Origin of the sequence: Simkania negevensis Z (assembly GCF_000237205.1) — a bacterium.
GTDB lineage: Bacteria > Chlamydiota > Chlamydiia > Chlamydiales > Simkaniaceae > Simkania > Simkania negevensis.
In genome coordinates this window covers 813256-838183 of record NC_015713.1, presented here as the reverse complement: position 1 = coordinate 838183, position 24928 = coordinate 813256, and the positions used below count along the sequence as shown (strand labels likewise).

25 protein-coding genes are annotated in these 24928 nt (G+C 41.3%); 10 read left to right on the top strand and 15 right to left on the bottom strand.

Going from position 1 to position 24928, the window contains the following annotated elements:
• Window positions 1-29: 29 nt before the first annotated feature.
• A complete protein-coding gene (locus SNE_RS04455; RefSeq protein WP_041418785.1) occupies window positions 30-1073 on the bottom strand; it encodes an Lpg1974 family pore-forming outer membrane protein in 1044 nt (347 codons plus the stop codon).
• A gap of 111 nt (window positions 1074-1184) precedes the next feature.
• Between SNE_RS04455 and SNE_RS04450 the strand changes: the two genes are divergently transcribed.
• Window positions 1185-1577: a hypothetical protein gene (locus tag SNE_RS04450; protein ID WP_013943149.1), complete on the top strand. Its 393-nt coding sequence runs from the start codon at window positions 1185-1187 to the stop codon at window positions 1575-1577.
• A 97-nt stretch (window positions 1578-1674) separates the two neighbouring features.
• On the top strand, window positions 1675-1986 hold the full coding sequence (locus tag SNE_RS04445; RefSeq protein WP_013943148.1) for a helix-turn-helix domain-containing protein: 312 nt from the start codon (window positions 1675-1677) through the stop codon (window positions 1984-1986).
• A gap of 202 nt (window positions 1987-2188) precedes the next feature.
• Here SNE_RS04445 and SNE_RS04440 read toward each other — a convergent pair whose 3' ends face one another.
• The 6 genes from SNE_RS04440 to tyrS form a co-directional block, all read right to left on the bottom strand.
• Entirely contained in the window at window positions 2189-4120 is a 1932-nt protein-coding gene (locus SNE_RS04440; protein WP_013943146.1) for an ABC transporter ATP-binding protein, read from the bottom strand.
• 49 nt (window positions 4121-4169) lie between these two features.
• Window positions 4170-5141, bottom strand: a complete 972-nt coding sequence (locus SNE_RS04435; protein ID WP_013943145.1) for an acetyl-CoA carboxylase carboxyltransferase subunit alpha — start codon at window positions 5139-5141, stop codon at window positions 4170-4172.
• Between the two features lie 8 nt (window positions 5142-5149).
• Complete coding sequence (locus tag SNE_RS04430) at window positions 5150-6154, bottom strand: L,D-transpeptidase (protein WP_013943144.1); 1005 nt, start codon at window positions 6152-6154, stop codon at window positions 5150-5152.
• Window positions 6155-6253: 99 nt separating this feature from the next.
• Complete coding sequence (locus tag SNE_RS04425; RefSeq protein ID WP_013943143.1) at window positions 6254-7759, bottom strand: hypothetical protein; 1506 nt, start codon at window positions 7757-7759, stop codon at window positions 6254-6256.
• An 18-nt stretch (window positions 7760-7777) separates the two neighbouring features.
• Window positions 7778-8104 carry an HU family DNA-binding protein gene (locus tag SNE_RS04420; protein WP_013943142.1) on the bottom strand — a complete coding sequence of 109 codons (327 nt, stop codon included), beginning with the start codon at window positions 8102-8104 and terminating at the stop codon, window positions 7778-7780.
• A gap of 172 nt (window positions 8105-8276) precedes the next feature.
• Window positions 8277-9551 (bottom strand): tyrosine--tRNA ligase, encoded by a 1275-nt coding sequence (tyrS, locus tag SNE_RS04415; RefSeq protein ID WP_013943141.1) that lies wholly within the window; start codon window positions 9549-9551, stop codon window positions 8277-8279.
• A 145-nt stretch (window positions 9552-9696) separates the two neighbouring features.
• Here tyrS and SNE_RS04410 point away from each other — a divergent pair, with 145 nt between their 5' ends.
• On the top strand, window positions 9697-10764 hold the full coding sequence (locus tag SNE_RS04410) for an Lpg1974 family pore-forming outer membrane protein (RefSeq protein WP_148258946.1): 1068 nt from the start codon (window positions 9697-9699) through the stop codon (window positions 10762-10764).
• Window positions 10765-10887: 123 nt separating this feature from the next.
• Here the strand turns inward: SNE_RS04410 and SNE_RS04405 are convergent, their stop codons facing one another.
• The 3 genes from SNE_RS04405 to SNE_RS04395 all read right to left on the bottom strand — a co-directional run bounded on the left by SNE_RS04405 (window position 10888) and on the right by SNE_RS04395 (window position 12564).
• Window positions 10888-11376: a hypothetical protein gene (locus SNE_RS04405; protein WP_013943138.1), complete on the bottom strand. Its 489-nt coding sequence runs from the start codon at window positions 11374-11376 to the stop codon at window positions 10888-10890.
• 87 nt (window positions 11377-11463) lie between these two features.
• Window positions 11464-11886, bottom strand: coding sequence for an NINE protein (locus SNE_RS12715; protein WP_013943137.1), 423 nt, complete (start codon window positions 11884-11886; stop codon window positions 11464-11466).
• Window positions 11887-12282: 396 nt separating this feature from the next.
• The gene (locus tag SNE_RS04395) at window positions 12283-12564 is read right to left on the bottom strand and encodes a hypothetical protein (RefSeq protein WP_013943136.1); all 282 of its coding nucleotides are present in this window, start codon (window positions 12562-12564) and stop codon (window positions 12283-12285) included.
• Window positions 12565-12674: 110 nt separating this feature from the next.
• Between SNE_RS04395 and rpiA the strand changes: the two genes are divergently transcribed.
• Both rpiA and SNE_RS04385 read left to right on the top strand, forming a co-directional pair.
• Window positions 12675-13358 carry a ribose 5-phosphate isomerase A gene (gene rpiA, locus SNE_RS04390; protein ID WP_013943135.1) on the top strand — a complete coding sequence of 228 codons (684 nt, stop codon included), beginning with the start codon at window positions 12675-12677 and terminating at the stop codon, window positions 13356-13358.
• A 33-nt stretch (window positions 13359-13391) separates the two neighbouring features.
• On the top strand, window positions 13392-13805 hold the full coding sequence (locus SNE_RS04385; RefSeq protein WP_013943134.1) for a bifunctional nuclease family protein: 414 nt from the start codon (window positions 13392-13394) through the stop codon (window positions 13803-13805).
• Window positions 13806-14029: 224 nt separating this feature from the next.
• On the opposite strand, the gene SNE_RS04380 is transcribed toward SNE_RS04385, so the two are convergent.
• Both SNE_RS04380 and pepF read right to left on the bottom strand, forming a co-directional pair.
• Window positions 14030-14314, bottom strand: a complete 285-nt coding sequence (locus SNE_RS04380; RefSeq protein WP_013943133.1) for an HPr family phosphocarrier protein — start codon at window positions 14312-14314, stop codon at window positions 14030-14032.
• Window positions 14315-14402: 88 nt separating this feature from the next.
• Window positions 14403-16214 carry an oligoendopeptidase F gene (gene pepF, locus SNE_RS04375; RefSeq protein ID WP_013943132.1) on the bottom strand — a complete coding sequence of 604 codons (1812 nt, stop codon included), beginning with the start codon at window positions 16212-16214 and terminating at the stop codon, window positions 14403-14405.
• A gap of 158 nt (window positions 16215-16372) precedes the next feature.
• Between pepF and SNE_RS12210 the strand changes: the two genes are divergently transcribed.
• The 4 genes from SNE_RS12210 (at window position 16373) to SNE_RS04355 (ending at window position 20913) form a co-directional block, all read left to right on the top strand.
• The gene (locus tag SNE_RS12210) at window positions 16373-18040 is read left to right on the top strand and encodes an HD domain-containing protein (RefSeq protein ID WP_013943131.1); all 1668 of its coding nucleotides are present in this window, start codon (window positions 16373-16375) and stop codon (window positions 18038-18040) included.
• Window positions 18041-18167: 127 nt separating this feature from the next.
• Window positions 18168-18476: a co-chaperone GroES gene (locus tag SNE_RS04365; RefSeq protein WP_013943130.1), complete on the top strand. Its 309-nt coding sequence runs from the start codon at window positions 18168-18170 to the stop codon at window positions 18474-18476.
• Window positions 18477-18495: 19 nt separating this feature from the next.
• The gene (groL, locus tag SNE_RS04360) at window positions 18496-20127 is read left to right on the top strand and encodes a chaperonin GroEL (RefSeq protein WP_013943129.1); all 1632 of its coding nucleotides are present in this window, start codon (window positions 18496-18498) and stop codon (window positions 20125-20127) included.
• A 96-nt stretch (window positions 20128-20223) separates the two neighbouring features.
• Window positions 20224-20913, top strand: coding sequence for an AsmA family protein (locus tag SNE_RS04355; RefSeq protein ID WP_013943128.1), 690 nt, complete (start codon window positions 20224-20226; stop codon window positions 20911-20913).
• Window positions 20914-20918: 5 nt separating this feature from the next.
• Here the strand turns inward: SNE_RS04355 and SNE_RS04350 are convergent, their stop codons facing one another.
• On the bottom strand, window positions 20919-21776 hold the full coding sequence (locus SNE_RS04350; protein WP_013943127.1) for an SDR family oxidoreductase: 858 nt from the start codon (window positions 21774-21776) through the stop codon (window positions 20919-20921).
• A 207-nt stretch (window positions 21777-21983) separates the two neighbouring features.
• Here SNE_RS04350 and SNE_RS04345 point away from each other — a divergent pair, with 207 nt between their 5' ends.
• Window positions 21984-23117 carry a LicD family protein gene (locus tag SNE_RS04345; protein ID WP_041418781.1) on the top strand — a complete coding sequence of 378 codons (1134 nt, stop codon included), beginning with the start codon at window positions 21984-21986 and terminating at the stop codon, window positions 23115-23117.
• On the opposite strand, the gene SNE_RS04340 is transcribed toward SNE_RS04345, so the two are convergent.
• Together SNE_RS04340 and SNE_RS04335 are read right to left on the bottom strand one after the other, a co-directional pair.
• Window positions 23114-24394, bottom strand: a complete 1281-nt coding sequence (locus SNE_RS04340) for a hypothetical protein (RefSeq protein ID WP_148258944.1) — start codon at window positions 24392-24394, stop codon at window positions 23114-23116. The two genes, SNE_RS04345 and SNE_RS04340, sit on opposite strands and share 4 nt — an antisense overlap.
• Before the next feature lie 58 nt (window positions 24395-24452).
• Entirely contained in the window at window positions 24453-24785 is a 333-nt protein-coding gene (locus SNE_RS04335; RefSeq protein ID WP_013943124.1) for an antibiotic biosynthesis monooxygenase family protein, read from the bottom strand.
• Window positions 24786-24928: the final 143 nt, after the last annotated feature.

Sequence of the window (24928 nt, the reverse complement as noted above, 5' to 3'; positions counted from 1 at the left end):
AGAAAGGCTCTTTCGATCGAGCTTCTAAATTAAAAATCAAGACGAGCTTTAAATGTGAGTCCATCAAAGGACGTTGGAACATCATCACGATTATTAATAGGATCTACAAGCATAGCCCAAAAATACTGCGCCTCATAACCTAATGCAAGCTGTGCAGAAAGCCACTTAGGAATAAAGCACCATTCCCAGTCAATCCCAAGAAAGAGCTGCACATAAGGGCGAACACGATGAGTGCTGAATTTAAGTTGTCCAAAACTTTGTCTAACCGTTAGATTTTGTAACTCATTACGTAATGTTTTAGCGTTTTCATCGATATCATACCATAGAATAGAGCCGGAAACTTGTCCTGCAATTCCAAGACCATAGATCCAATTCCATTTCCCATAAAAACTCACAAACGGGCCAATTCCAGAAACGTCAATTTCACTTTTTGCGTACTCATCTACACCAGGCAACCCTGCTCCATTTGGATTAAATGATTCGACTTCATAGAGATCTAGTTTATTTTTATTATCAAACCAAACTGCTTTAAGGCCAAATGAAGGGCGGATAATCCAAGAAGAATCTAAAAATGCACGTCTACCAAAATCAAATTCTAGAGAATTGTAGTTAAAATCCCAGTGGATTTTCCCTCTTCGTCCAAAGAAAATACTGTCAAAACCTCCTATATTTAACGACAAATCTGCAACACTCGATGTTTTAGTCGAGGAAATGCCAAAGCTAAACCGAGTCCAGTTAAGATTGAGATCCCAACCATTCCAAGGTAAATCGCCTCCAATTCCTACTCTGAACCCTGGTTTATATTCAAAGTCAATTTCGATTGGGCGAGCAATAAATGTTGTAAGCGTCTGTCCGACAGTAGGAGTGACTTGCACAACATAAACTAGATCATCGTTTCTAGCTTTCCAGTATAGAAAATCTCCTGTCACATACACACCATTTAAATCATGACAAGTTCTTGCACTGCGTGTCGCATCTTTGGGGGGCATGTTTGGAACAGGGGAAGGTTCTTGTTGCATTTCTGCAACAAGAGCGATTGGGAAGAGAAAAAATAGGAGAAATTTAAACTGCATGATGAACTCCATGGTTTAAAAATAAGTTTAACCAATCGATAAAAATGAATCAACTTTCTTGCATTATTTCCGCTCTTAATTTACCTTCCCTATCATAGATTGAGGTTTCACATGAAAAAATTAATGATTCTTATTCTTTTCACAACTTTCATCATTACGGGTTGTGTGCAGAAATCGGGAACAAATCAACTCAGCTTACTTTCCGAAACTTCTCTTAACACGATGATTCTCGATGGGATCACCACTAAACAAGACATTCTCAATCGGTTTGGAGTCGACTACAAACTTATTCATAATGAACAAGAAAAATGGATTTATACTCTGTCTGAAAAGCAAGCCAAAGCCATGAATTTCATCCCCCTACTAAATCTCTTTTACCATGGAAATCGGAATAAAACCTCAACACTTATTATCACCTACGACAGCAAAAACGTTGTCTGTCATCATGAATTCACTCAGCATATGGAAACCGAAACAGCGGGTATTATCCCCTATTTGTTCTAAAGTTCAATTCCCTATGCAATGAGCATAATCTTAATGCATTGCAGAAAATAATATTTTTTTTATCGTTTCTAGTAGTGATCAAAAATTAACTCTAGAAATGAAAGAATACCTTTTTAAACGGAACATTCCACCCAAGAAGTTTGCTAGTGATTTAAGGATTTCCGTCTCTTACCTGTATCAACTTCTTCGTGGCGAAAGAAAACCTTCTCCCGAACTTGCCCAAAAAATCGAAGCCTATACAGAAGGAGAAGTCACAGCTTTGCAACTGCTAGGCATTGAACAAGAACTTGAAGGTCAAACGCTTGCCGAAAAATATGAAAAGCGTCTTTGCAATCTTGAGGAAACCATTGAAAAAATCGAAGACACATTAATGCAAATGGAATGGCGAATTTCAGAACTCGAGCTGTAGTTAACCTGAGTTCATAGGTTTATTTTGCTTAGTCTCAGGAGAGAAAGTTCTCTTAAATGCTCGGTATTTTTGCCGATGGGAAGGGCCAAACGGTCCTTTTCGAGGCAAAAAGGCTGAGAAGAAAGAGAAAAATCCCTGAGAATGAGTGAAAGAAACCCAGAGTTCAGGTTATTATGAAATTTGAGGCTAAAAGTCAGGCTTGTTAACTTAAGATGGGTTCTAATTTTTTCTGAGATCGAAAACTTGTTTCCCACATGAGACGAAACTCAGGGCAACTTTCGAGTAGCTCTTCTTTTGTCCCCTCTGCAAGTTTTTCTCCTTCGTGCAAATAGATGATCCGGTCCGCATACTCTATAGTTGACAAGCGGTGTGCAATGAGAATTTGAGTGATTTCACCATGCAATTCTCGAATGGCCATTTTAATATTATTTTCACTTACGGCATCAAGCGATGAGGTCGCTTCATCCAAAATAAGAATCGGTGCGTTCTTTACAAGCGCACGTGCGATGGCAAGGCGTTGCTGCTGTCCTCCTGAAAAGTTCTTTCCAGTTTCAGCGAGCATGGTGTCATACGTTTGAGGCAATTTCTTAATAAATTCATGAGCATGCGCTCTTTTTGATGCCTGAATGATTTCTTCCTTGGAAAATGGACATCCATAGGAGATATTGGCTGCAATTGTGTCCAAGAAAAGAAAGGGTTTTTGCGGAACAAATGAAATCTGCTCGCGCAGAGATTTTTGGGTGTAACTCTTAACAGGCTTCCCATCGATTTCTATCTCTCCTTTTTGGATGTCGTAAAGTCGTGGAATCAGCTGCACAATTGTCGACTTTCCAACCCCTGTTCCACCAACGAGTGCGACAGTCTCTCCTTTTTTCACTGTGAAGCTAAGATCTTTAAGAATCCATTTGTCTTCATAGCGAAACCAGACATTCTTAAACTCAATGGCTTTTTCAAACGCTTTGAGCTCCATAGCATCTGGTGAGTCTTGGATTTGAGGGTGGATGTCAAGCACTTCAAACATCCGCTCCGCAGCAACGACCCCTTTTTGGATATTTGCATTTTCATCGGCAAATTTTTTCACTGGCTCATAAAAGAGGTGTAAAAGACCCACAAAAACAACTAACTCTGACACTTTCATATGAAGAAGGTGAAGCCCTACAATGATTACTGTTGCCAAGCAAATCGTTGTGACCGTGTGCAAGACGGGCCGTGTTAGCAAGTCATACTTTGCCGTTTTGGTTTCAAGCTTGGCCATTTGATCGTTCTGTTCTTTGTACTTCTTAAACGAAAAGAGCTCCATAGCAAACACTTTAACTGTTTGAATCCCCGCTAAAAAATCGATGAGGACTGATGTAAACCGCTCTTGATTACGTTGCAGTTGTCGCGTGATCCGTTTGACTTTACGCGTCACAAAAATCACAGGAATCACAATCATAGGTAAGCCAAAAAAGATGACCAAAGAGAGCTGCCAAGAAAGATAAAAACAAACTCCCAAAGTGGTCAAAATCGTAAATGGTGCTTGAATGTAGTTGATCATAAAAGAATTGAGTGATTCGGCGATTTGGCTTGCGTCTCCTGCTACCCGAGAAGACAAGGTCCCAATATTGTATTTTTGGTAAAAGCTCATTGGCATGTGTTGAATATGCTCAAAGTAGCGTTGCCTTAGATCCCGACTGATCCGAATTGAGAGAATTTTCGTTGTATAGCGACTAAAAAAGAGAAAAAAAGCCTTAAAGGCTGCGACAAAACATAGAAGTAACACGAAGGCTTTTAGGTTTTTCTCAACACGAAAGGTTTTTTTGATCTTAAAAATAACCTGTTTGAGGGGGTTATGCCCTCGTTGCTCGGATAAATAGCTCTCAGCTTCTTCTTTTGTAACCACTCCTTTTTGATCAGGATCCATCTCCTTCCATTTGTGCTCAATTTCTTGCCATGTCACATGATCATGTTGGGCCCCACTTTCATTTTTTGAGGCAAAGAGAGCAAAAAAATCTGCTCCTGTATCAGACAAAACGCCTAGAGTAAACATCTCTATTTGATTGGAGAGGGTCAAACCGATCAACGTTGCAAAAGTGAAGATCAGCATGAGAAAGTGTCGGTGAACAAGAAGTGCGGCTTTAAAGAGAAGCTTCATAAAGCTCTAAGTGAAATCAATAAAAGAGCCATTTTAGCGGATGGCCCTTTTATTGGGAAGTCTCAGCAATAGAAATTGCTCCCAGTTTGCGAAACTTTTGATAGCGGGATTCAAGTAGTTCATCTAAAGGAATTTTAGTTAGCCTTTCACGCTCTTTTAAGATGAATTTTTTCACATTTTCGTAGACAACTTTTGGATTGTGATGTGCTCCACCCTGCGGCTCTTCGATAATTTTGTCGATCACCCCAAATTCGAGGAGATCTTCAGCGTGCATTCTTAACGCTTCGGCTGCTATTTCGTTTTTGGCTGCATCGTGCCAAAGAATTGAGGCACATCCCTCAGGAGAAATAACCGAATAGTAAGCATGCTCTAGCATCCCTACTATATCACCGACTCCCATTCCAAGTGCTCCACCAGAGCATCCTTCTCCAATAAGAACGATAATGACAGGAGTTTTTAGACGGGCCATTTCAAGGAGGTTTGTCGCAATGGCGACACCTTGCCCACGCTCTTCAGCTGTCAACCCGGGATAAGCTCCGGGAGTGTCCAGAAATGAAAGAACAGGGAGGTGGAACTTTTCCGCAAGTTTCATTGCTCGCAATGCCTTTCGGTATCCTTCCGGATGAGGCATTCCAAAGTTGCGGAAGAGACGACTATCGGTATCACATCCTTTTTCTTGAGCAATAATTACGAACTTTTTGCCCCCAATCATAGCTAAACCTGTGACAATCGAGTGATCATCGCGAAATAAACGGTCGCCAAAGATTTCGGTAAAGCTTTCGCAGAGATTTTTGATGTAGTCAACAGATCGAGGCCGCTGGGCATGGCGACAGATCATCACCCGCTCCCATGGAGTAAGGTGTGAGTAAACTTGGTGTTTGAGCTTTTCGAGCTTGTTCTCGAGTTTAACAATCTCTTCATCGGTCCAAATGCCGTTGACTTTGTTTTGCTCTTTGAGTTGGGCAATAGTACGCTCATAGTCACGGATTTGTTTTTCATGGTCTAACATTGTATTTTTCATCCCTTCTCCTACCTCTCAACTTCAGTTCCAGGCAATTCTGCCTCTTTATAATCAGCCACAATCTCCACAATCGTTGGCTTAGTGATCACAATCGAATAGAGTTCTTCGATATCTTGTTGGCTAAGGCGAATGCAGCCATCACTATCATATTGGCCAATAGTTCCGATTGCTTCAGTATAAGTACCTGTCTCTTCATTATAAATCCAAGGAGCTCCATGCATTCCGTAGCCACGGTAGTTGTCTCCTTCTCCACTGATTTCATCAGCAAAGGGAATCCACCTTGTGCCAACAACCTGGATCATTTCGACTTCTTCTTCACGGAAAAAATCTTTCGCTCCAGGCTTATACGTTGCGACTTTATCTCCAAGCAAAAAACGCCCTTTTGGAGTGAGCAAGCCTGAATAAGTTTCCGAATCAAACCGCCCCAAGCCTACTTTATAGGTTTTCAGTAAAACCCGCTCATTCACATCCAAATCGTGGTAATAAAACCACATCTTACATCGTGACAAATCGATCACGAGATAAAAGTTAATATTTTTTTCAGGGCTCAAAATATTGAATTGATCGCCTGGAGACACTTTTTGCGTGTAATAGTCCCGTTTTCCGTTCAAGCTACGCGCGATGAAATGGCGTGAAGTCGCATAGTGAGCTGCATAATCTGCAATCCATGCGGGCCGGCCACTGAGCCAAGGCACACGACTCTTGTATCGGATCGTCTCTACAATCGGAAGTTTTTTCTTTCCTGTTGTAAAGAGACGCCAAACATGATCCACTTCTTCTTCTGCAACTTGATCCTTTACCGGAGTCAAGAGCTCAGATACTCGTTCATTTCTCTGCTCTTGCTCTAAGAGAAGCACTTCGTCTTCTTCATATCCGTAGACTTCTTCTTCATAAGTAATCTCTTCAGAAGCCTTCTCTTTCTTTGCCAAAGCCCCTTTTTTCACTAGGGCAACAGCTCCAATTAGGGCAAATAGGGCAAATGAGCCCATCAAAATCTTTTTAGGAGCAGACAAAGGTGCCTCCTTCAGTCAATTCAATTTTTGTAATTAGCGGTTAGCTCACGATTATCGTTAAATTTGAATTCTTTTGCAAGGGGACAAAACAGTTAAAAATTATTTGATTTCCCACCGGTAAAGGCGGTGTGTTTCCTCTAAAGGAAAGGCCACAAGAAAATCAGCTCCCCAAAAGTGATGGCTGCCCGCAAGAGGAATAACGTGCATTTCCGTATCCATCTTAGGATCAAGAAAGAGTCTTTCTTCCCCTTTTTCAAACGAAACAGCTCGACTCTGTCCCTGATAACGGTGCAATGTCGCTGGTGTCAAAGTTTCTTTCCCTTCGACATGGGCTTTATCTGCTGTAATGAAATAAGCAAAAAAGAGGGGGTGCTTTTCATCGAATTCAGAAAGTCGACTTTCAAAAAATATTTTATCTCCATCACCAGCAGCTGAAAAATAAAGCCACTGTTTGCCTGGTTGAGTGAGCGTCAGGTTATGATGGTAGACATGTGAGACGTAAGGAGAAATCAAGCGGGCCCACCCTTTAACCTGAAAAGAACCCCCTTTTTTGTCATATTCCAAGTCTCGGAAGGGATCTGACACTCCTGAAGAGGTGCGATATACACCGTAGCGATCAGAATCGGCAAGTGGCGTGAAGTGTGGACCAAACGACACAATTCTGACATGGGTTTTATGCAATGCTCCTAATCCGGTATTCACTCCACTAAAAGAGCAGGCCAAACTCAGATCATTTTGCTTTGTGGCTAAATACCCTAAACTTTTATCGACTTCACTCATCGAGTACGAGTGAATGATTTCAGGGCAAGCCTTGTCATGGTGAAGACTTTCAAATCCTAATGCAAAAAATAAGAGAAAAACTGGCGGCATTTGAAATGCTGTATCTTCGACTTCCTTGAGGGCATCAAAAAGCGCATCTGCGAGATGACCTGTTTTAGAGCTTAAAAGCATTTCTGATGCCACAGAAAAAAGAAGAAAATATACGGTATTAAATGGAAGGGGTCGGTACTCGGCTTCTCTTAACCAAACTCCATGAAATGGGCGGTTTTCGTGATCGAAAAGTCCAAGACTGATATATGCCCACTTGAGGGCGGCATGGATTAAACTCTCATTATCTTCCTCCCATCCCAGAAAAAGCCAAATCAAGGCAAGTTCTGCATTCAAGAGAGGATGAGGAATCCCTCCATCTGGTAAATGGTTTCCCGCTTCGACTAAAATGCCTCCTTTCGCTAGCTGTTTTGGCTCCAAAGCTGGCATCGGCAATCCGACTAAATAACATCCAAGAGCGTAAAGAGCTTCGCCCAATTGAAACTCTTTCCAAAAACCCTGGGTGTAAATCTTGTGATAGATTTTTTGAAGGGAGGTAAGAGCTGTTGGCATCGGCTGAAACCGATGAAGAAACGAAAGAGAAACAAGTTTTCTTAAATAAAGAAGATAGTCCTGAGGACTATCTACTACTACATCTCGACATTCGTCGAGTAGTGCACGAATGAGGGACTCGTCAACGGGCTTTTGTAAATAACAATTTTTTAATGCTCGACACCAATTATCTTCTTCGCTAAGTAGATGCAAGCGATCGCGATAAAAAGTGACGAGATCCCTCATAATTTTGCCTTTGGGTTATCACCCAAAAACTTGCTGACCAGACTTTGCTTCCGACTCACCTTGTTCAATCAGGCTTTTCATTTTCTTACCTGGCGTGAACTTCACAGCGCGTCTTTCCGGAATCACAATCGGAACTGTAGCGTTTTTGGGATTTCTTCCAATTTTCTTTTTGCGTTTTACGACTTCAAATACACCAAAATCTCGAAACTCAAGTCGATCTCCATCAGAAAGGTATTCAGTCATACAATCTAGAAAAGATTGAACAACCATCCTGACTTCATTCGGATGAAGCCCTCTTCGACGAGAAATCTCATTAATGAGTTTCTTCTTTGTAATTGTTGCCATATCACCCGACTCCTATAATTTTAGACAAGAGATAAACCTACTCTTCTCATGATTTCGCTTTTCTTTCAACAGAAAAACTCAACCCTTGTCATTTTTTTTTTATCTAGCCTCATTTTTGTATCATGTTGATTTTCAGGCAAGTTATTTTTCGGGCTTATGAAATAAATAATTTTTAAGGTGCGATTTTAATGAGCATTTTTTTCTTTTTACCAGAGCCAAGCATCACATATTTATTACCAATCAGGTGCTTTTTTGTAATCGTAAAAGCTGGATCTTCGACTTTTTCATTATTGAGATAAGCTCCCCCGTTTTGAATTAGCCTTGCCGCTTCACTTTTACTGGTCACAAAACCAGCCTTTGTAATGACATCGGTGTATTTTTGGTCGAGAACTTCGCTCACATCCAGTGCGACGTGGGGCATATCGCGTGCAATTTCTTCTAAAATTTCAGGATCAAGTGATGCATTGGAACCAGGAGCAATTGCAGCAGTGACGCGAAGAGCTATTTGAACTCCTTCTTCTCCATGGACAAAGCGAGTCACTTCTTCAGCAAGTCGTTTTTGTGCTGCAAACGGAATGAATTCCCCTGACGCAATTTCTGCTTCAAAGGCTTCGATCTCCCTGACATCTATAAAAGTGAGCATGCGCATGAGTTTTGTCACATCGGCATCGGCAACACGTATAAGATGCTGATAAAATTGATAGGGGGATGTCTTTTCAGGATCAAGCCAAATGGCTCCTTCTTCACTTTTCCCAAATTTTTTTCCATCACTTCGGGTCAGCAAAGGGTAGGTCATTCCAAACACTGATTCTCCAATGAGTTTACGTGTCAGTTCGATTCCTGCTGTGATGTTCCCCCATTGGTCACTGCCCCCCATCTGCAGACAGATGCTGTTTTCCTTATATAAGTGGTAAAAGTCATATCCCTGAAGAACCTGGTAGGAAAATTCGGTAAAACTCATTCCTTCTTCTGAATTTAAACGGGAACGGACACTATCTTTTCCAAGCATCGGTCCTAAGCGAAAGTGCTTACCCACATCGCGCAAAAACTCAATCAGTGAATAAGAAGAAAGCCAGTCATCATTATTCACCATCATTGGAGGTGCTGTGGGGTGAGAAAAATCAAGGCACCGCTCAAATTGTTTTCGAATTCCTTCTACATTTGCTTTAAGTACGTTTTCATCAAGAAGGGGTCTTTCGGTGTCTTTCCCAGAAGGATCACCTATTTTACCTGTTCCGCCTCCTAAAAGAATAACAGGCGTATGGCCATATTTTTGAAACCATGCAAGCGCAATGATTCCTACTAAATTTCCCAGATGAAGACTATTTGCGGTAGGATCAAATCCAATATAAAGCTTAAGGGGCTGCTTCACGCGCTCTCGAAGCTCATCGCTCGAAATTGCATCGATAAATCCCCTTTTTTCTAAAGCATCAATCACGGTTTCCATGCCAATGAGTTTACATAAACTGAAGGATTTCTCTCAAGTTTCACAAGATCACTCTCTCTTTTTCTTTAAAAATCACCTCAGACTTTCATTTAATTTCATCTTTTGCTAGGGATTAAATTATCGCAAGTAAATGAAAGGTTTTTTAATGAACTATAAATTATTAATGCCGATGTTGATCTGTTTAGGATCCACTCTTTTTGCCAATGGATATAATCAGCAAAACAATCCGGCACCTGCAAATGCAGAACCTGTAATAAATACCCAAAACTCTCAACCTGAGATTTGGAATTTCCGCCCAGATAACCAAGAAGCTTGGTGGAAAATCTCAGCTACTTTGCTGTACTGGAAACCCTACGAAGGCGCTTTGGATTATGTCATTTCAGGAACTCAGCCAAACTTTGTTCCAGGACAAGCCGATCAAGGCGCTATTGGTGATTTAAAGTCGGCTGAATTAAATTTTTGCCCTGGTTACAGATTAAACCTTGCCTACACACTTTTTCCAGATCGATGGGGGCTTGAGGGCATCTACACTTACTTCTATTCTAGTGGAAATGACAGTGAAAAATCTCCTATCTCAGGAACGTTCGATCAAAAAACAGGACCTGAATTTCTCTCAGCAAGAAGTCATATTCGACTCAACTATAATGTTGCAGAGCTCATGCTAACAAGTTTCTGGACGCTCAGAAAAAATGTCCTTGGGAGTTTACAAGGAGGAGTTATCGGCGCTTGGGTTCATCAGCATTGGAACTTTAAATATAATGGGATTACTGGAATTAACAAATATCATCATAGCTGGGAATTTGATGGAGCTGGACTGAAAGCAGCTTTAGGACTCGATTGGTATATCGATTATGGGTTTAGCTTCCTTACAAAAATAGGATTAGCATCTATTTATGGCAATTACCAATCACAAAACAAAGGAACTGTCAAGGAACTTGCTAACAACAACGATTATATTCTTATAAATATTCGCAACCATGACCATCGCTTCAGTTTTAGTCCTCAATTTTTCCTCGGACTTGTTTGGGGGAAAATATTTGACAATTGGGGACTTTCTCTAAGTTTAGGGTATGAAAGCCAAATCTGGTTAAATCTTCAAGAGATTTACTCCTCATTTTTAGAGACTGATCCTAGAGATGGAAAAGTTGTACTCTTAAAGCGAGGTGCCCTCGGTCTTCATGGATTAAACGCTATGGTTGAACTGCTTTTTTAATCCCATTCCTCGCCAGACTGTAGCAAGTCTTCGGTGCAATTAACGGTACAGCCGATCCTCGATCAGCTGTACCTCCCTTCGAACCCCCTACTTTTTCAGGTCCGATTATTCAGGTTGTATGAATCAATCAATTGGTGAATCTTTATGAAAAACCAAAGATTCTACAGCTTGGCAAATTGCAAGAGGAGCAAGCAAAATCCACGCCTTATCAAATGAAGAAAGTGTGAGCTGATGATGTTTTGCAAAGCCGTCACACACAAATAAGTTTAACGAGAGATTGGTCACGTTTCGCGCAAGAATAATCCAAGTGCACTCGTGATAGGTTTCCCCTTGGAATTGATGTCCAAGAAAGTCAAAAAAACAAAAGTCAAACGCAACTAACGCTCCTATGCAAGATGCTGCCAAAGGATTTGCGCCTGAAATGTACGCGATCAGTCCATTCACAGCAGCCCCAACTGTGGCCATAGGAACTCCAATCGTTGTAAGCTTCCCAAAAGGGTGGAAATATGTCATGGACTTGAGATTCCCGTTGGGATAATAAGTTTCATCAAGAGATCTAGAAAAAGGGCAAATTGCTTTTGTCATCATCACTCCAAAATCTTGGAAGGACATGATAACAAAAACGGGAATAAAAAATAATTTTTTATTCCCGCGAAAGTGATATCTATCTTCATCAGATATTCGATGAAAACAAAGTTTTTAATTTCTGACTCTTTTACCTTCGCTATCCTTGAAGTTCCCCAAAATGATTTGGAAGATATTGTAAAGCCAGATGATCCCAGGAACGATCCCAAATGTGATCCAGCCTAAACAGATCGTTGTTCCAAGAGTCAAAAGACCTTTCCCGATATTACCGACATAAAAGTGAGGAAATCCCACATACCCCAAAAAAAACTGTAGCAAGAGAGTCACAAAAAAACTTTTTCGACTTTTCTCTTCTTCAACCTTTTTCTCATGATAATGTATATGGACTTGTTGCGCATTGGGATGAATTGGGGGATGAATGGTACTTTGCCCTGAATATCCCGGAGAGGCCACCCCTCCGCCCTTTTCAGATTCTTCGGTAAATATTGGATATCCTACTCCATAAGAACTACTAAGCTCGTTAATTGAATCGACCATTTCATCCTCGTTTTGAGATTATGAATTACATTTAGTGCAGACATTATAAATTTAAGCCTTATAAAAATCCAGAACTATTCTTAAAATTACGACCAGTGACTCCCCCAATCTCACAGAAATCAGGAAGTCTTAAAAATAGATGTAAAAAAAATTCGATCCTCTCAAAGACCGCTGAGATTCAATTACACCAACTTATGAAGATAAAGTGATTCAATTGACTGACAAATTACTAAGGGAATCAAATAGGACTAAGACCGAAAAATATTAAGCCCTGATAACCTATGACTTCGAATTTGATCGAGCAAAAGGAGAAAAGGGAATATATTACCTCTAATTTTGAGAGGCAACATAGGCTAAGGGTTCTCTTCAAGCTAGCAAAATATATTGAAATAATTTTTATTTATGATCGCCAAGCCGAAGCATGAGCTCAGAAATTTTTTGACTCCGATCTGCCGTATTTTGATTCTCATCAAAGAGAGAGATCGATTTTGATTTGAGAACAATACGATGCGGCGCATGCCGTGAAATCCAGCGGTGAATTTCAAGGGATTTCCGTTTGAGTGCCTGCGGAGTCACATTTTCATCCATTTCTTGAAGGTATTTCCGCAATTTTTCTCGTGTCTTTTTTGTTTTAGAACTTTCTTCTGCAAGCAATTGATCTTCATCCATATCAGACATGAAATTCCTCATAGCGGTTAGTTCTCTTATCCTTTACCATGGCACAAGATCTTTCAAAAAGAAAGAGAAAACTCTTGTCAGCAAAAAACAATTTTTAAAACATAGACTCTATGGACAAAGAACTCTTGAAAAAGCGGGCCGGCGAAAAAGCGGCCGAATGGATTGAAGATGGAATGCTCGTTGGGTTAGGAACTGGCTCTACAGTGTATTACTTCATTGAAAAACTCATTCACCTCTGCAAAGAAGGGCTAAACATCACAGTTGTTTCGAGTTCCATCCGGTCATTTGAGCAAGCTCAAAAAGGTGGAATTCCAACAGCCAATATGAACACGGTGACCCAGATTGATATCACAATCGACGGGGCCGATGAAATTGACTGTCAAAAGCGCATGATTAAAGGAGGCGGAGGAGCCTTACTGCGCGAAAAGATCTTAGCTAATAGCAGTAAGGAAATGGTAGTCATAGTCGACGAATCAAAAGTTGTTGAAAAGCTGGGCAAGAGAGCTCTTCCCGTCGAAATTCTCCCCTTTGGATACAGTGCAACGATTGAAAAAATCCAAGTCCTCGGATTTCGTGGTGAAATGCGAACCACAAATGAAGGTAAATTTTACATCACTGATAATGGCAATTATATTTATGATATTCTGTTTCAAGAGCTTCGTGAGTCTCCGGAAGAAGACCATGACCGTCTCATCCACGTTCCAGGCGTTTTAGAAACAGGCTTCTTTTTCAACCTCGCTGGCCGAGTTCTTATCGGTGAGTCTTCTGGTAACCTCAAACAGCTTGATAAATAACTTGAATATGATATGTGAAAGGAAGGAGGTCGTATGGATTCCGAGCTCATTCCGATTCAATTTAATAAAATCATGCAGTCCCCTTCCTATACGGTATTTATCTTAGGGACAGAGGCCAAGCAATTTGCAATTTACACCTCACCTCACGTGGGGGTTCAAATTCAAATGCATCTTACAGACCAACTGAAACCACGTCCCTATACCCATGACCTCATGAACTCTATTTTCAACGGTTTAAAGATCGAACTGCTCCATGTTGTGATCAACGACGTGCAAGATACGATTTACTATGCTCGGCTTTTTCTCGAGCAGATGGTTGGAGAAACCAAACAAATCATGGAGATTGATGCACGTCCGAGTGATTGTCTCTCACTGGCTCTTGAAAACAACGTCCCGATCTACTGTACGAAAGAAGTTTTCGATAAGGTCCTCCCCATCGACCCCTAATCTCCAGATTTTTCTCTCCCAAAATCGACCGCATTATCCATGAGACAAGGGGAGATTTTAAGAGGGGGTATCGGGTGTTTTTCGTCATTTTTTACTTCTAGATTTTTCTAACTGACAAAGTGCGGAGACCGCTAGCTACCTTTCACAGGTAGTCGAGATCGAACACAAAATCAGACTGGAAAAGATGAAGCAGAAAAAGGACGCCCCCCCCTAATACTTCCGCCTTAGAATTTGATGTTGAATTTGTTGCTTGCTAGGCGCACGATTGCGTTTACGGCCTCTTCGGCATCCTGCCCTTCAGCCTCAATATTGATTTTCGCTCCCCGACCTGCGGCGAGCATTAGAATTCCGAGAAGAGATTTAGCATTCACGCTCAGCCCATCGTAGCGCAAGTATATTTGAGACTTAAAAATTTGAGCACATTTGACGAGCTCAGTTGCAGGGCGAGTATGAAGGCCTTTATCATTAACAATTACAAAAGTCTTTTTCACCTTAGGCTCTGACTTCATGGTCACCTAATCTAATAATGTATTATCTTCCCGTGTATGTATTGACATACAACGACTGAGTTTTTTGATCAACTTTTTTTACAAAAATTTAACATTGCATTTCCTTTTCTAGCTCTGTTACAAAACCATTAAACCGGTGGAGAAGCTTTTCGATAGGTTCCTTGCTATGCATATCAACACCAGCTTCTTGAAGCAACTCTAAAGGATACTTACTTGAACCAGATGAAAGAAACTTAATGTAAGCATCACGAGCTGACTCGCCTTCAGTTAAGACATGCTGAACAAGAGCAGACGCTGCGCTAATTCCAGTTGCATATTGGTAAACATAAAAATTGTAGTAGAAGTGAGGAATGCGTAGGAATTCAACGTCAATTTCAGGATCAGCTGTTAAATCGGGGCCATAATAGTCAATATTGAGTTGGCGATACGCTTCTTTGAGTGTGGTTGGGGTGAGAGGTATCCCCTGTTCACCAAGAACGTGCAGTTTGAGTTCAAACTCGGCAAATTGCGTTTGTCTAAAAAGAGTTGCTCGGATGTCATCGATTTTTTGGTTTAAAAAGTAACACTTCTCTTGACGCGAAGAAGCTTTTTCAACGAAGTACCGAAATAGAAGGTCTTCGTGAAATGTCGAGGCAATTTCTGCTAAGAAAATTGGATAATGCGAATACTGATAAGGTTGACTGTGATTACTTAAGTAGGAATGCATGCTATGCCCTGCTTCATGAGACAAAGTCATCACGTCACGCAATGTTCCATGAAAGTTCATCAAGATAAAAGGGATGCTATCGTAGCAACCACTTGAGTAGGCTCCTGAGCGCTTGCGCTTGTTTTCAAAGAGATCGACCCATCGCTCTTCTCCAAGTCCTTTTTCTAAAGTTGCTTGGTAATTCCTACCCATCACTGAAACAGATTCTAAAATAGCGGCTTTGGCTTCATCAAACGTGTACTTTTTTTCAAATTCTGGAAGAAGTGAGACATGTAAGTCATGGCAATGCAATTGATCCACTCCAAGCAGTTTTTTCCGAAGTTTGATGTAACGATGAAGATTCCCAATGTTTTCTCGCACAGTCTTGATCAAATTGTGGTAAACATCGACGTCAATTTGATGTGGGGTAAGAGAGGCATGCAAAGCTGAAGGATAATGTCTCGCTTTTGCTATAAAGATGTGATTTTGAACTTGGCCATTGATCAATTCACAAATGGTATTTTCAAACTGCTGGTATTGTTTATGCAGCTCTACAAATGCATTTTTGCGAAGTGTGCGATCTTTCGATTGCATGTAAAGAAGGTAGGAACCGTAACTAAGATCTTTTTTCTCCCCTGTTGCTGTTTCAATTTGAGGAAACTTTAGATCGGCGTCATTTAAAAGACTAAAGGCCTTTTGTGAAGTTTGGAGCGCTTTTCCTGCAAGTGCAAGCAAAGCTTCTTTATCAGATGAAAGTGTGTGAGGCTTGAGCGCATAGACCTTCTTTAAATAAACCTGATAGTCTTTGAGTTCTGGAGCCATTAAATACATTTGAAATGTGGTTTCATCTAATTGCAAAAGCTCAGGTTGAATCCATGAAGTTTCATTATCATATTCATAATAAAGAAGGCTGATGCGATCGTAGGCATTTTTGTGCACATCATGCACAACGTCTTCATCATGACGGAGGTGAGCATAGGTATAGAGCTTGACAATATTGCGTTCGAGCTCAAACGCTGCTTTCAAAAGTTTCGCTAATAAATCTGGACTTTCTCCCATTTTCCCTTGAAACTTTTGGATCTCAGGAAAGCGGACACCTTGGATTTTTTCTTTTGCTAATGCCTTAAATCCTTTTTCCCAAGCTTCTAAACTTGGATAAAGAGAGGCAACGTTCCATTTGTGTTCATCTGCGATTTCTGCACGTTCTTTTGCCATGAAATGAGCTCCTTTTAATGATGCTCGAAAACTATTAAATTTAATTCAGAGCTCTATTCTCTAGCAAGAGAAAATCTTTATTTTATTAATTTGTGTAAATTTGACGATTTAGTATAATCTTAATGATATTTTAAACTTTTTAATTAAAAGGGGTTTGCATGTCAGAAATTAGTTCAGTTTGTGCAGATACGGAACTTTCAACAATTTTTGCAATAGTAGACGTCGAAGAAAAAGAGAGCTTCGAGTCAATTCTAGATTCAAAGCCCATTTGCACACGTCCAGCTCAACTCCCTAAAATCAAAGAAGAAGTGAAGGCGTCAGAGCTCCAAATTGCTCACTGCCGCCAATTTGTCGCTCAGCATTGTAACCGCCATCCTCAAGTCATGAATGCTCTGGACAAAGCCCTCCAATCTTGGGTAAACCTATTTGGTCAAGAAAAGAGATATAGTATTGATTTACAAAGACTTCTTGCTGCTGTTGAATTTGCCGCAGATAAACATCAATTCCAAATTCGAAAAGATGCTGAAAAAACTCCTTACATCATTCATCCTTTGGGTGTCGCTCAATTGACATTAGAGCTGGGAGAATTAAAAGATCCCGATGCTCTCATTGCAGCACTTCTCCACGATACTATTGAAGATACTGAGACAACTCCAGAAGAAGTTGAGCAACTGTTCGGACCACACGTTTTGGCCCTAGTTCTCGATCTGACCAAACCTGCAGGCCTCAAAGGTGAAGCTTGTAAGCTCGCCCAAATTGCTCATGCTCCTCACATGCATGAACAAGCGAAAATCATCAAGCTCGCTGATCGGTATTACAACATGTGTGATTTAGCAAATATTATCTGGGATCAAAAATCGATCGATGCCTACATCCTTTGGGGAGCTAAGCTCGCTCAAGTTTTGCGAGGAACAAGTCCTCAGTTGGAAAAGGCAATTGATGATAAAGTGACAGAGCACTTTCAAAGCCGCTTCCCCTCAGGAATCGAACTAGGGCAACTGGGTGAGAAATGGGAATTTCTTTCAGATCACCTTCCTGTAGGCGCTAATATTGATGGGATTGAAATGGCAACATGGAATGTCCTCAATACGGTCTATCTTTCATGGGTAGAAGAGCGCAATAGTCAAGGGCTCAAAGGGTCTCACATCTCGATGACCAATCAGATGATTGACGAAGAAACAGGACTAACACTTAGAGATAAACTGGTTGTAGATCAAGTGATCGATATGATCAACCATCCTACGCACCCAAAGCAATTGATGAGTTTGCAAGAATGTGGCAGCCCATTTTTACAGGTGCTAAGAGACAAACTACCTGAGCATATGGCAATTGTCTATACTCAGAAAGAACCCCTTCCCAAAAATCAAGATGTGGTTGTCTATGACACCCGACATTTGACCTACCGTGAGGATCTATCAAGTATCGACTATCCTTACGAATGCGATCCGACAAGACCTGTGATGAATTTGGCCTTTGAAAAAGATGGAAAGCTTTACCGAATTGTGAATGGTCATCTTCCTGGGAATCCAGATTTGCCTGGAAAAGAGGAGTTTGCAGCATATATCAATCTGATGGATGACAATATTGTTGTTGCCATGGGGGACATGAACTTTACACGTGAAGAGATGCAAAAGGCCTTCCTCACTCAAGGCCGAGAAAATGTTCCTTTTTCTCTTATTTCCTCTTATCCAACAAACGTGAGTCTTTCCCTTAAGTCGAAAACCATCGATCATATCTATGTAAAGGGATCTTTTGAGTGGCAAATGCGTTACCCTGAAGAGGTTTTTGAAGGATTAACTCCAACTGTGAACCTTCTAACTCACTGACCCATTAAAGAAAAATTAGCACTTTTGCAAAAAGAGTGCTAATTTTTGTTGAAAAAAATCCCTTTTCTGACTACCATGAGAAATGTATAATGAACCTACATTATATATAGAGGAGTTTTGAAATCTTATGAAAACGAAAAAGAAACTTACACTTAGACCACTTGGGAATCGTGTTTTGGTCCAACGTCTGGAACAAGAGGAGACTCTCAAAGGTGGTATCATCCTTCCTGATTCAGCAAAGAAAAAGCAAGAGTCTGCCCGTGTTGTTGCCGTCGGCAAGGGAAAATCAACTGATGACGGTAAAATTCTCCCCATGCCTGTGAAAGAGGGAGACCTTATCCTTATGGATAAATACGCAGGTCAAGAAGTGACGGTTGATGACGAAGAGTTCATCGTCCTCCGATCTGACGACATCATTGCAATCATTGAAGACTAAGAAGGAGTAAAAAACGATTATGGCAGCAAAAGACATTAAGTATAGAGAAGATGCAAGACAAAAGATCCTCAAAGGGGTTCAAGCACTTGCTTCAGCAGTGAAAGTGACTTTAGGACCAAAAGGACGAAACGTCGCCATTGATAAATCTTATGGTCCTCCTCACGTGACCAAAGATGGTGTCACCGTCGCAAAAGAGATCGAACTCGAAGACAAGCATGAAAACATGGGAGCCCAAATGGTCATCGAAGTGGCCAGCAAAACTGCGGATAAAGCAGGAGATGGGACCACAACGGCTACAGTTTTAGCAGAAGCCATCTATACAGAAGGGCTGCGCAACATCACGGCTGGAGCCAATCCTATGGAAGTAAAGCGTGGGATTGAAAAAGCTGTCAAAACGCTAACTGACGAGCTCAAAAAAATGAGCAAATCGATCCAAAACAGCAATGAAATCGCCCAAGTTGGAACCATTTCTGCCAACAACGACGAAGAAATTGGAACAATCATTGCTAAGGGAATGGAACGGGTTGGAAAAGATGGAACGATGACTGTTGAAGAAGGTAAAGGATTTGAAACCACTCTTGATGTCGTTGAAGGAATGAACTTCGACCGTGGTTACCTTTCTGTTTACTTTGTCACAGATCCAGAAAATCAAGAAGCAATTCTAGAAAATGCTTTCGTTCTGGTCTACGACAAGAAAATTTCAACAATGAAAGACTTTTTGCCTATCTTACAAGCAGCTGCAGAAAGCGGGCGCCCTCTTCTAATCATTGCAGAAGATGTTGATGGCGAAGCTTTAGCAACTCTTGTTGTCAACCGTCTCCGTGCAGGACTAAAAGTTTGTGCTGTTAAAGCTCCTGGTTTTGGAGATCGCCGCAAGGCCATTCTTGAAGACATCGCAATTCTCACTGGTGGTCAGTTCATTAGTGAAGAACTCGGTATCAAGCTTGAGAATGTCACTCTTGACATGCTCGGCCGTGTGAAAAAAGCTGTTGTCAAGAAAGAAGACACTACACTCGTAGAAGGTGCAGGAGACAAAAATGAGATTCAAAAACGGATCGCTCTCCTTAAAAAGCAAATCGAAGAGAGCACATCTGATTACGACAAAGAAAAGCTCCAAGAAAGACTAGCAAAACTTTCTGGAGGAGTCGGTATCATCCGTGTCGGAGCTGCGACAGAAGTGGAAATGAAAGAGAAAAAAGACCGCGTTGACGATGCGCTCCAAGCAACAAGAGCGGCAGTCGAGGAAGGCATTCTCCCTGGTGGAGGAACGGCTTTTATTCACTGTATCCCCACTTTAAAAAAGCTCGCAGAATCGATGACAGGTTGCGAAAAAGTCGGAATGGAAATTGTGATCAAAGCTATCACCTACCCACTCCGTCAGATCGCAGAAAATGCTGGCATGGAAGGTTCTATTGTCGTTCAAAAAGTGATGCAATCCAAATCACGAACGCAGGGATGGAATGCTCTAACAGATGTCTACGGTGATATGATCGAGATGGGTGTCATTGACCCCACAAAGGTTGTACGCCTCACTATCGAACTAGCAGCATCGATCGCTTCACTGCTCCTTACAACTGAAGCAATCATTACAGATGAGCCGGAAGATAAAAAAGCTCATGCGTCTCACGCGATGAGTGGTATGGATTATTAATCCACACCTTTTAGCAGGTATTCAAAAGGCGCTTTCCTCTTAGAAAAGCGCCTTTTTTTTTGACTTCCCACGAGAAATCCACTATGTCAATAAAGTATGCGCAAAGTGCTCTTAATCCTCATTTTTCTCCTTGTCATCATTGCTGGAGCAGGCTACTTCGCCTACGACAACGCTGCCACGATCCTTGCCAAAATCATTTCTCATAAAACACATGTCGCTGTCACAATCGATTCGATTGGTTTTAAGAAGGATGAGTTCACGATCCACGATTTTCAAATGGCCAACCCGAAGGGAACACGCCTTCCAACTGCTCTCAGAGTTCAAACGACTGACATCAAAGCTCCCTACAAGCACTACTTCAAAGATCCGATCGAGATCAATGAAATCCACCTCGATAATGTATACGTCAACATTCAAATCTACGATAAAGACCAAACGAAAGGGAACTGGCAAACCATTATGGGCAACATTGCACATGACAATAAAAGCCCCCTTTCTGTGGAGCGAGAAGCCATTATTAGGCGGCTCCTCTTAACTAATATCCGTATTGACCTGATTCTCTCCGATGGAAAGCTCCATCAACTCTCTCCTATTGAAAGGCTTGAATTTCGTGATGTCACTTCTGAAAAGGGAATCCCTACGCAAGAAATTGCTGAAATCATCGTTCAAAAGATGATGCAGCAGATCTTCCTTCAACAAGGGCTGAAAAACATTATCGAGGCCCCGGTAAATGTGATCAAAGGATTCTTCCCCTTCTTTGGTCACATACTAGATGATGATGACTAATCGCTCTATCCGTTGGTAGTAAATCCTGGGAATAAGGTCATTCCACCATCGACAAAGATGCTTGTTCCATTGATATAGTCAGCTAAGTCCGAAGCAAGCCAAACAGCAGTGTGTCCAATGTCTGGTGGTTCACCAATACGTTTATAGGGAATCACGTTCATGAGTTTTTCATAAGCTTCAGGAGTCTCCCAAGCTTCTTTATTGATAGGTGTTCGAATTGCCCCAGGACAGATGCTGTTCACACGGATTCTCTGAGAGGCATATTCTTGAGCAATACTCTTCATCAAGAGCATCACGCCCCCTTTAGAGGCAGCATAATTAGCGTGACCTGACCAAGGAATCATTTCATGAACTGAGCTCATGCAAATGATTTTGCCAGCAGCGCAAGAAACTTCTTTACGTATACCTCGTCGTAAAAACTCTCGAATCGCTTCACGTGAACATAAAAACTGCCCTGTAAGGTTGATCCCGATCACTTTATTCCACTGATCGATTGTCATATCTGCGAAGCAGGAATCTTTTTGGAGGCCTGCATTGTTGATCACGATATCCACTGTGCCAAACTTCTCAACGGTTTCCTTGAACATCGCTTGGACTTGATCTTCCTGAGATACATCCGCTTTAATGACCAATGCCTGACGACCTATCGCTGAGACTTCTTGAGCCACTTCTTCTGCCCGTTCTTTCGAACCTGCATAATTGATGACAACATCCGCTCCAGCTTTTGCTAATGCAATTGCCACCCCTTTTCCAATTCCTGAACTTGATCCGGTCACGATTGCTTTTTGTCCTTTCAGCAAATCGGGTAAGTCGCACACTGGCATCACAACCTCTGCGGGTTTTTGTTTGGGATATTTTTCCATATGTTTACCTCTCTTTGAGGGTCTAGATGAAGGAGTGGATTTGAAAATCAATTCGATTTTTTTTAAGCGAACTCAACTTAAATAAAGTTAAATCGAGAACAAAAGACATTGACAAGCAAATACAATCATTCACCTACACCTTCTTTTTTCGATCTATAACTGATGTCCGTTTTCAAAAAAAGAGGTTTTCATGCTACAAGTAAAGTTATGATTAATATCATTGAGATTTTTCCAAAACTTGCCCGAGCTTTGCCCAAAACAATTGAGGGAATTATTTGGTTTGGGATGTCTATGGTTTCGTTTTACCATAGCTTTTCTGAAAACACATTTTTCAACATGGCTTTTGAAAATGCGCAAGGGCTAGAAAAAGTCGGTAATGCTTTTCTCTCTCCTGTGCAATATCTGTGCGACGGAAAACTCATCACCTACAATGAAACATCTGATACGTTCACTTTAAAGCAACGCTTCAATTACGAAACGCGCAAAAGAATTTTTTCTCCTCTTGCTTTTTCGACTCTTCCTCCCGGCTTATTTTTTGGTACTGTGATAAAATCACTTGCTTACTTTTCTCCTGAAACAAGAGAGCGACATAAAAAATTGAAAGCCTTTCTCTCTTCTACGGATGTGCATTCCAATATTGATTACTTTCAGTCTTTCGGAATTCAAGTAGAAGACTTTCGAACCGCACCTTATATTTCTCCTCCTGCGCATCAAAGAAGGCCTGGTGATGAAAATAATCTCATAGATGATAAAAAGGCTCTCCAAGAAATCACAAAGCTGCTTTCTGAAAAAGGTATTCCTTTTTGGGTGGATTGCGGAACGTGTTTAGGAGCTTATCGCTATGGTGGAATTATTCCATGGGATAACGATTTAGATTTAGCAGCTATCGAAGAAGACTTTGAAAATATCATGCATGCCCTTCAAGCACTTGATGAGACAAAGTATGTCGTTCAAGATTGGTCGAATCGTTGCCGCCCTGGCACCTATATCAGAGTCTACATCAAATCGAATCGAAACCATATTGACATTTACTTGAGCGCGATTGACGCTGAAAATGAAACGCTCACAAATATCCTTTCCTATGGAGAAAGTCATTTCATGGCTGAAAGTTGGAAGATTCGGGAACGGATGTTTGGAAAACCTGTTCCGTTTGATGTGATTTTCCCTCTTAAAAAAGCCAAGTTTGACGGAATTGATATCCCTGTTCCAAACCAAATCGAGGTCTACCTCTCCTATAAGTATGGCCCAAACATCTCTCCTGTCATGATCTACAACGAAGCAACGGATCAATACGAAAAAGATCTTTCTCACCCCTATTGGGGCATCCCACTAGTCCATTAAAACTTAGCTGTCAGTCCAACGCGGCCGATGAATCCTCGATCAAGCGAATAGCCCGGTAAATACCCTTTGCTTTTGTAACCCGCCTCCGTATAGAGATAGAGAGGACTATTTCCTCCTGTTAAATACCAACGTGAAATCAAAGAGCCAGCTATACCCACACTTCGATCTTGAAGCCCTGGAACAGCAGGATTGACATCGTCAATGAGAACATCAAACACGCGAGTCGGTTGCTGAAAATCGGGCTGGTACCAAACATCGAGCTTAAATCCAAAGATTCCCCCTTTCCAAGAAAGCATTTGATCAAAATCAATACCTGCACCATAAAAGCTAACGCCCCCATGATCTCCCCACTTAGCATAGACGTATAGAGGAACTTTATTTATTGTAAAGTACCCCTCTAGGTTCTTTTCAAGACCATAGGGCGCCAAGGTGATTTTGAAGCTAGGGAGAAACTTGACCTTGCCAATTTCAAGCATGGGAACATTAAATTGCTTTCCAGTTGCAACGTAGTACCACCACGCTCCAAAAGAGTAATAAGTAAAAACATCAAGCCAATTATATAACGACTGCCTCGTCAGATAAGAAATAGAAATTTTATTGTCAGGATAGAGACGGTTCATCCAGTAGATATAGGATTTTAAGTCATTTCCATCAAAAGGATCTTCATCAACTCCTCTCAGACTGATATCTAAATCGTTGTCATTTGAAGCAACTGTATAAAGAAAAAATGACTGTTGAGACAAGAAATAGAGTTGGGACATCCGTGGATCAATTCGTCCATCAGTAATCCATTTCATTTTGAGCTGACGTGCCAAGATATCTTGAGCTTCAATCCCTGCGATGTTGATCGCATTAATCTCGGTAACAGTTGCTCGGTCTGAGATATTAAAACTTGTAGCTCCTCCCCCTAAAGAGTAGGGAAACGGCCAGTCTATTTCATAACCCGTTACTTCAACATGACTGCTAGGAAACTCTCGGATCCGATAGCCATGGCCAAACACTTCATGTTGCGTCACGGTGGCTAACCCCCCAAGAGGGTTCCAAATGAAAAAGAGTTCTGCAAACCGTCCTAGTGAAACAATCAATCCCTCTTTTGGCTCATCTTTAGGAGGAAGCATGATGTCTTCACTCAGTTGAAGGAGTCGCATCCCTGTGATGAGATTTTGGCCCCCTGAGTAGGGCGAAAAATCTGGATCCACTAAAAGATCATAAGGAGCCGAACTAACCGTTTGAGTTCCAAAAATTGCTAGGAGAATTCCGAAGAGTACTTTTTTCACTTCCACCCTAAAAAATTGATTCATAGAGGGAAAATGTTATCTTCTCGGCAAAAAAAAATCAACCCTTGCTTTTCTTGACCTCGTCAAGAAGCTCCATGCAAATCTGCGGCTCTTCATTTTCGAAGCAAGTTTTAAGCTCTTGAATCGCCTCTTTCACATGTAGCGGAAACGTCTCATTGATCTCTTCTTCTTCTCTTGGCCATGAAGCATCACGCGTTTTTCGATCGGGCCAACGTGAATAGGCTACCCACACTCCTTCATCTGATCTATGTAAGCTCGACCCTAGAGCTCCCCGACTTTCCACGAAAAAAGCCGCCACAACATGCCAAGCTTTGCGAAACGCTGCTTCTTTTTCTCTTTTCACAACGCCACGATAAATCACTGCAAACACATCAACCTCATATCAAAAAATAATTAGCGTATCTACTCATCATAACTTGAACTCTGTAGTTATTTTGCTTATTTCTGGGAAAGAATTCTCTTAAATTCTCAGTATTTTTGACAGAGGGATGGCTAAAGGGTCTTTTTCAAGGC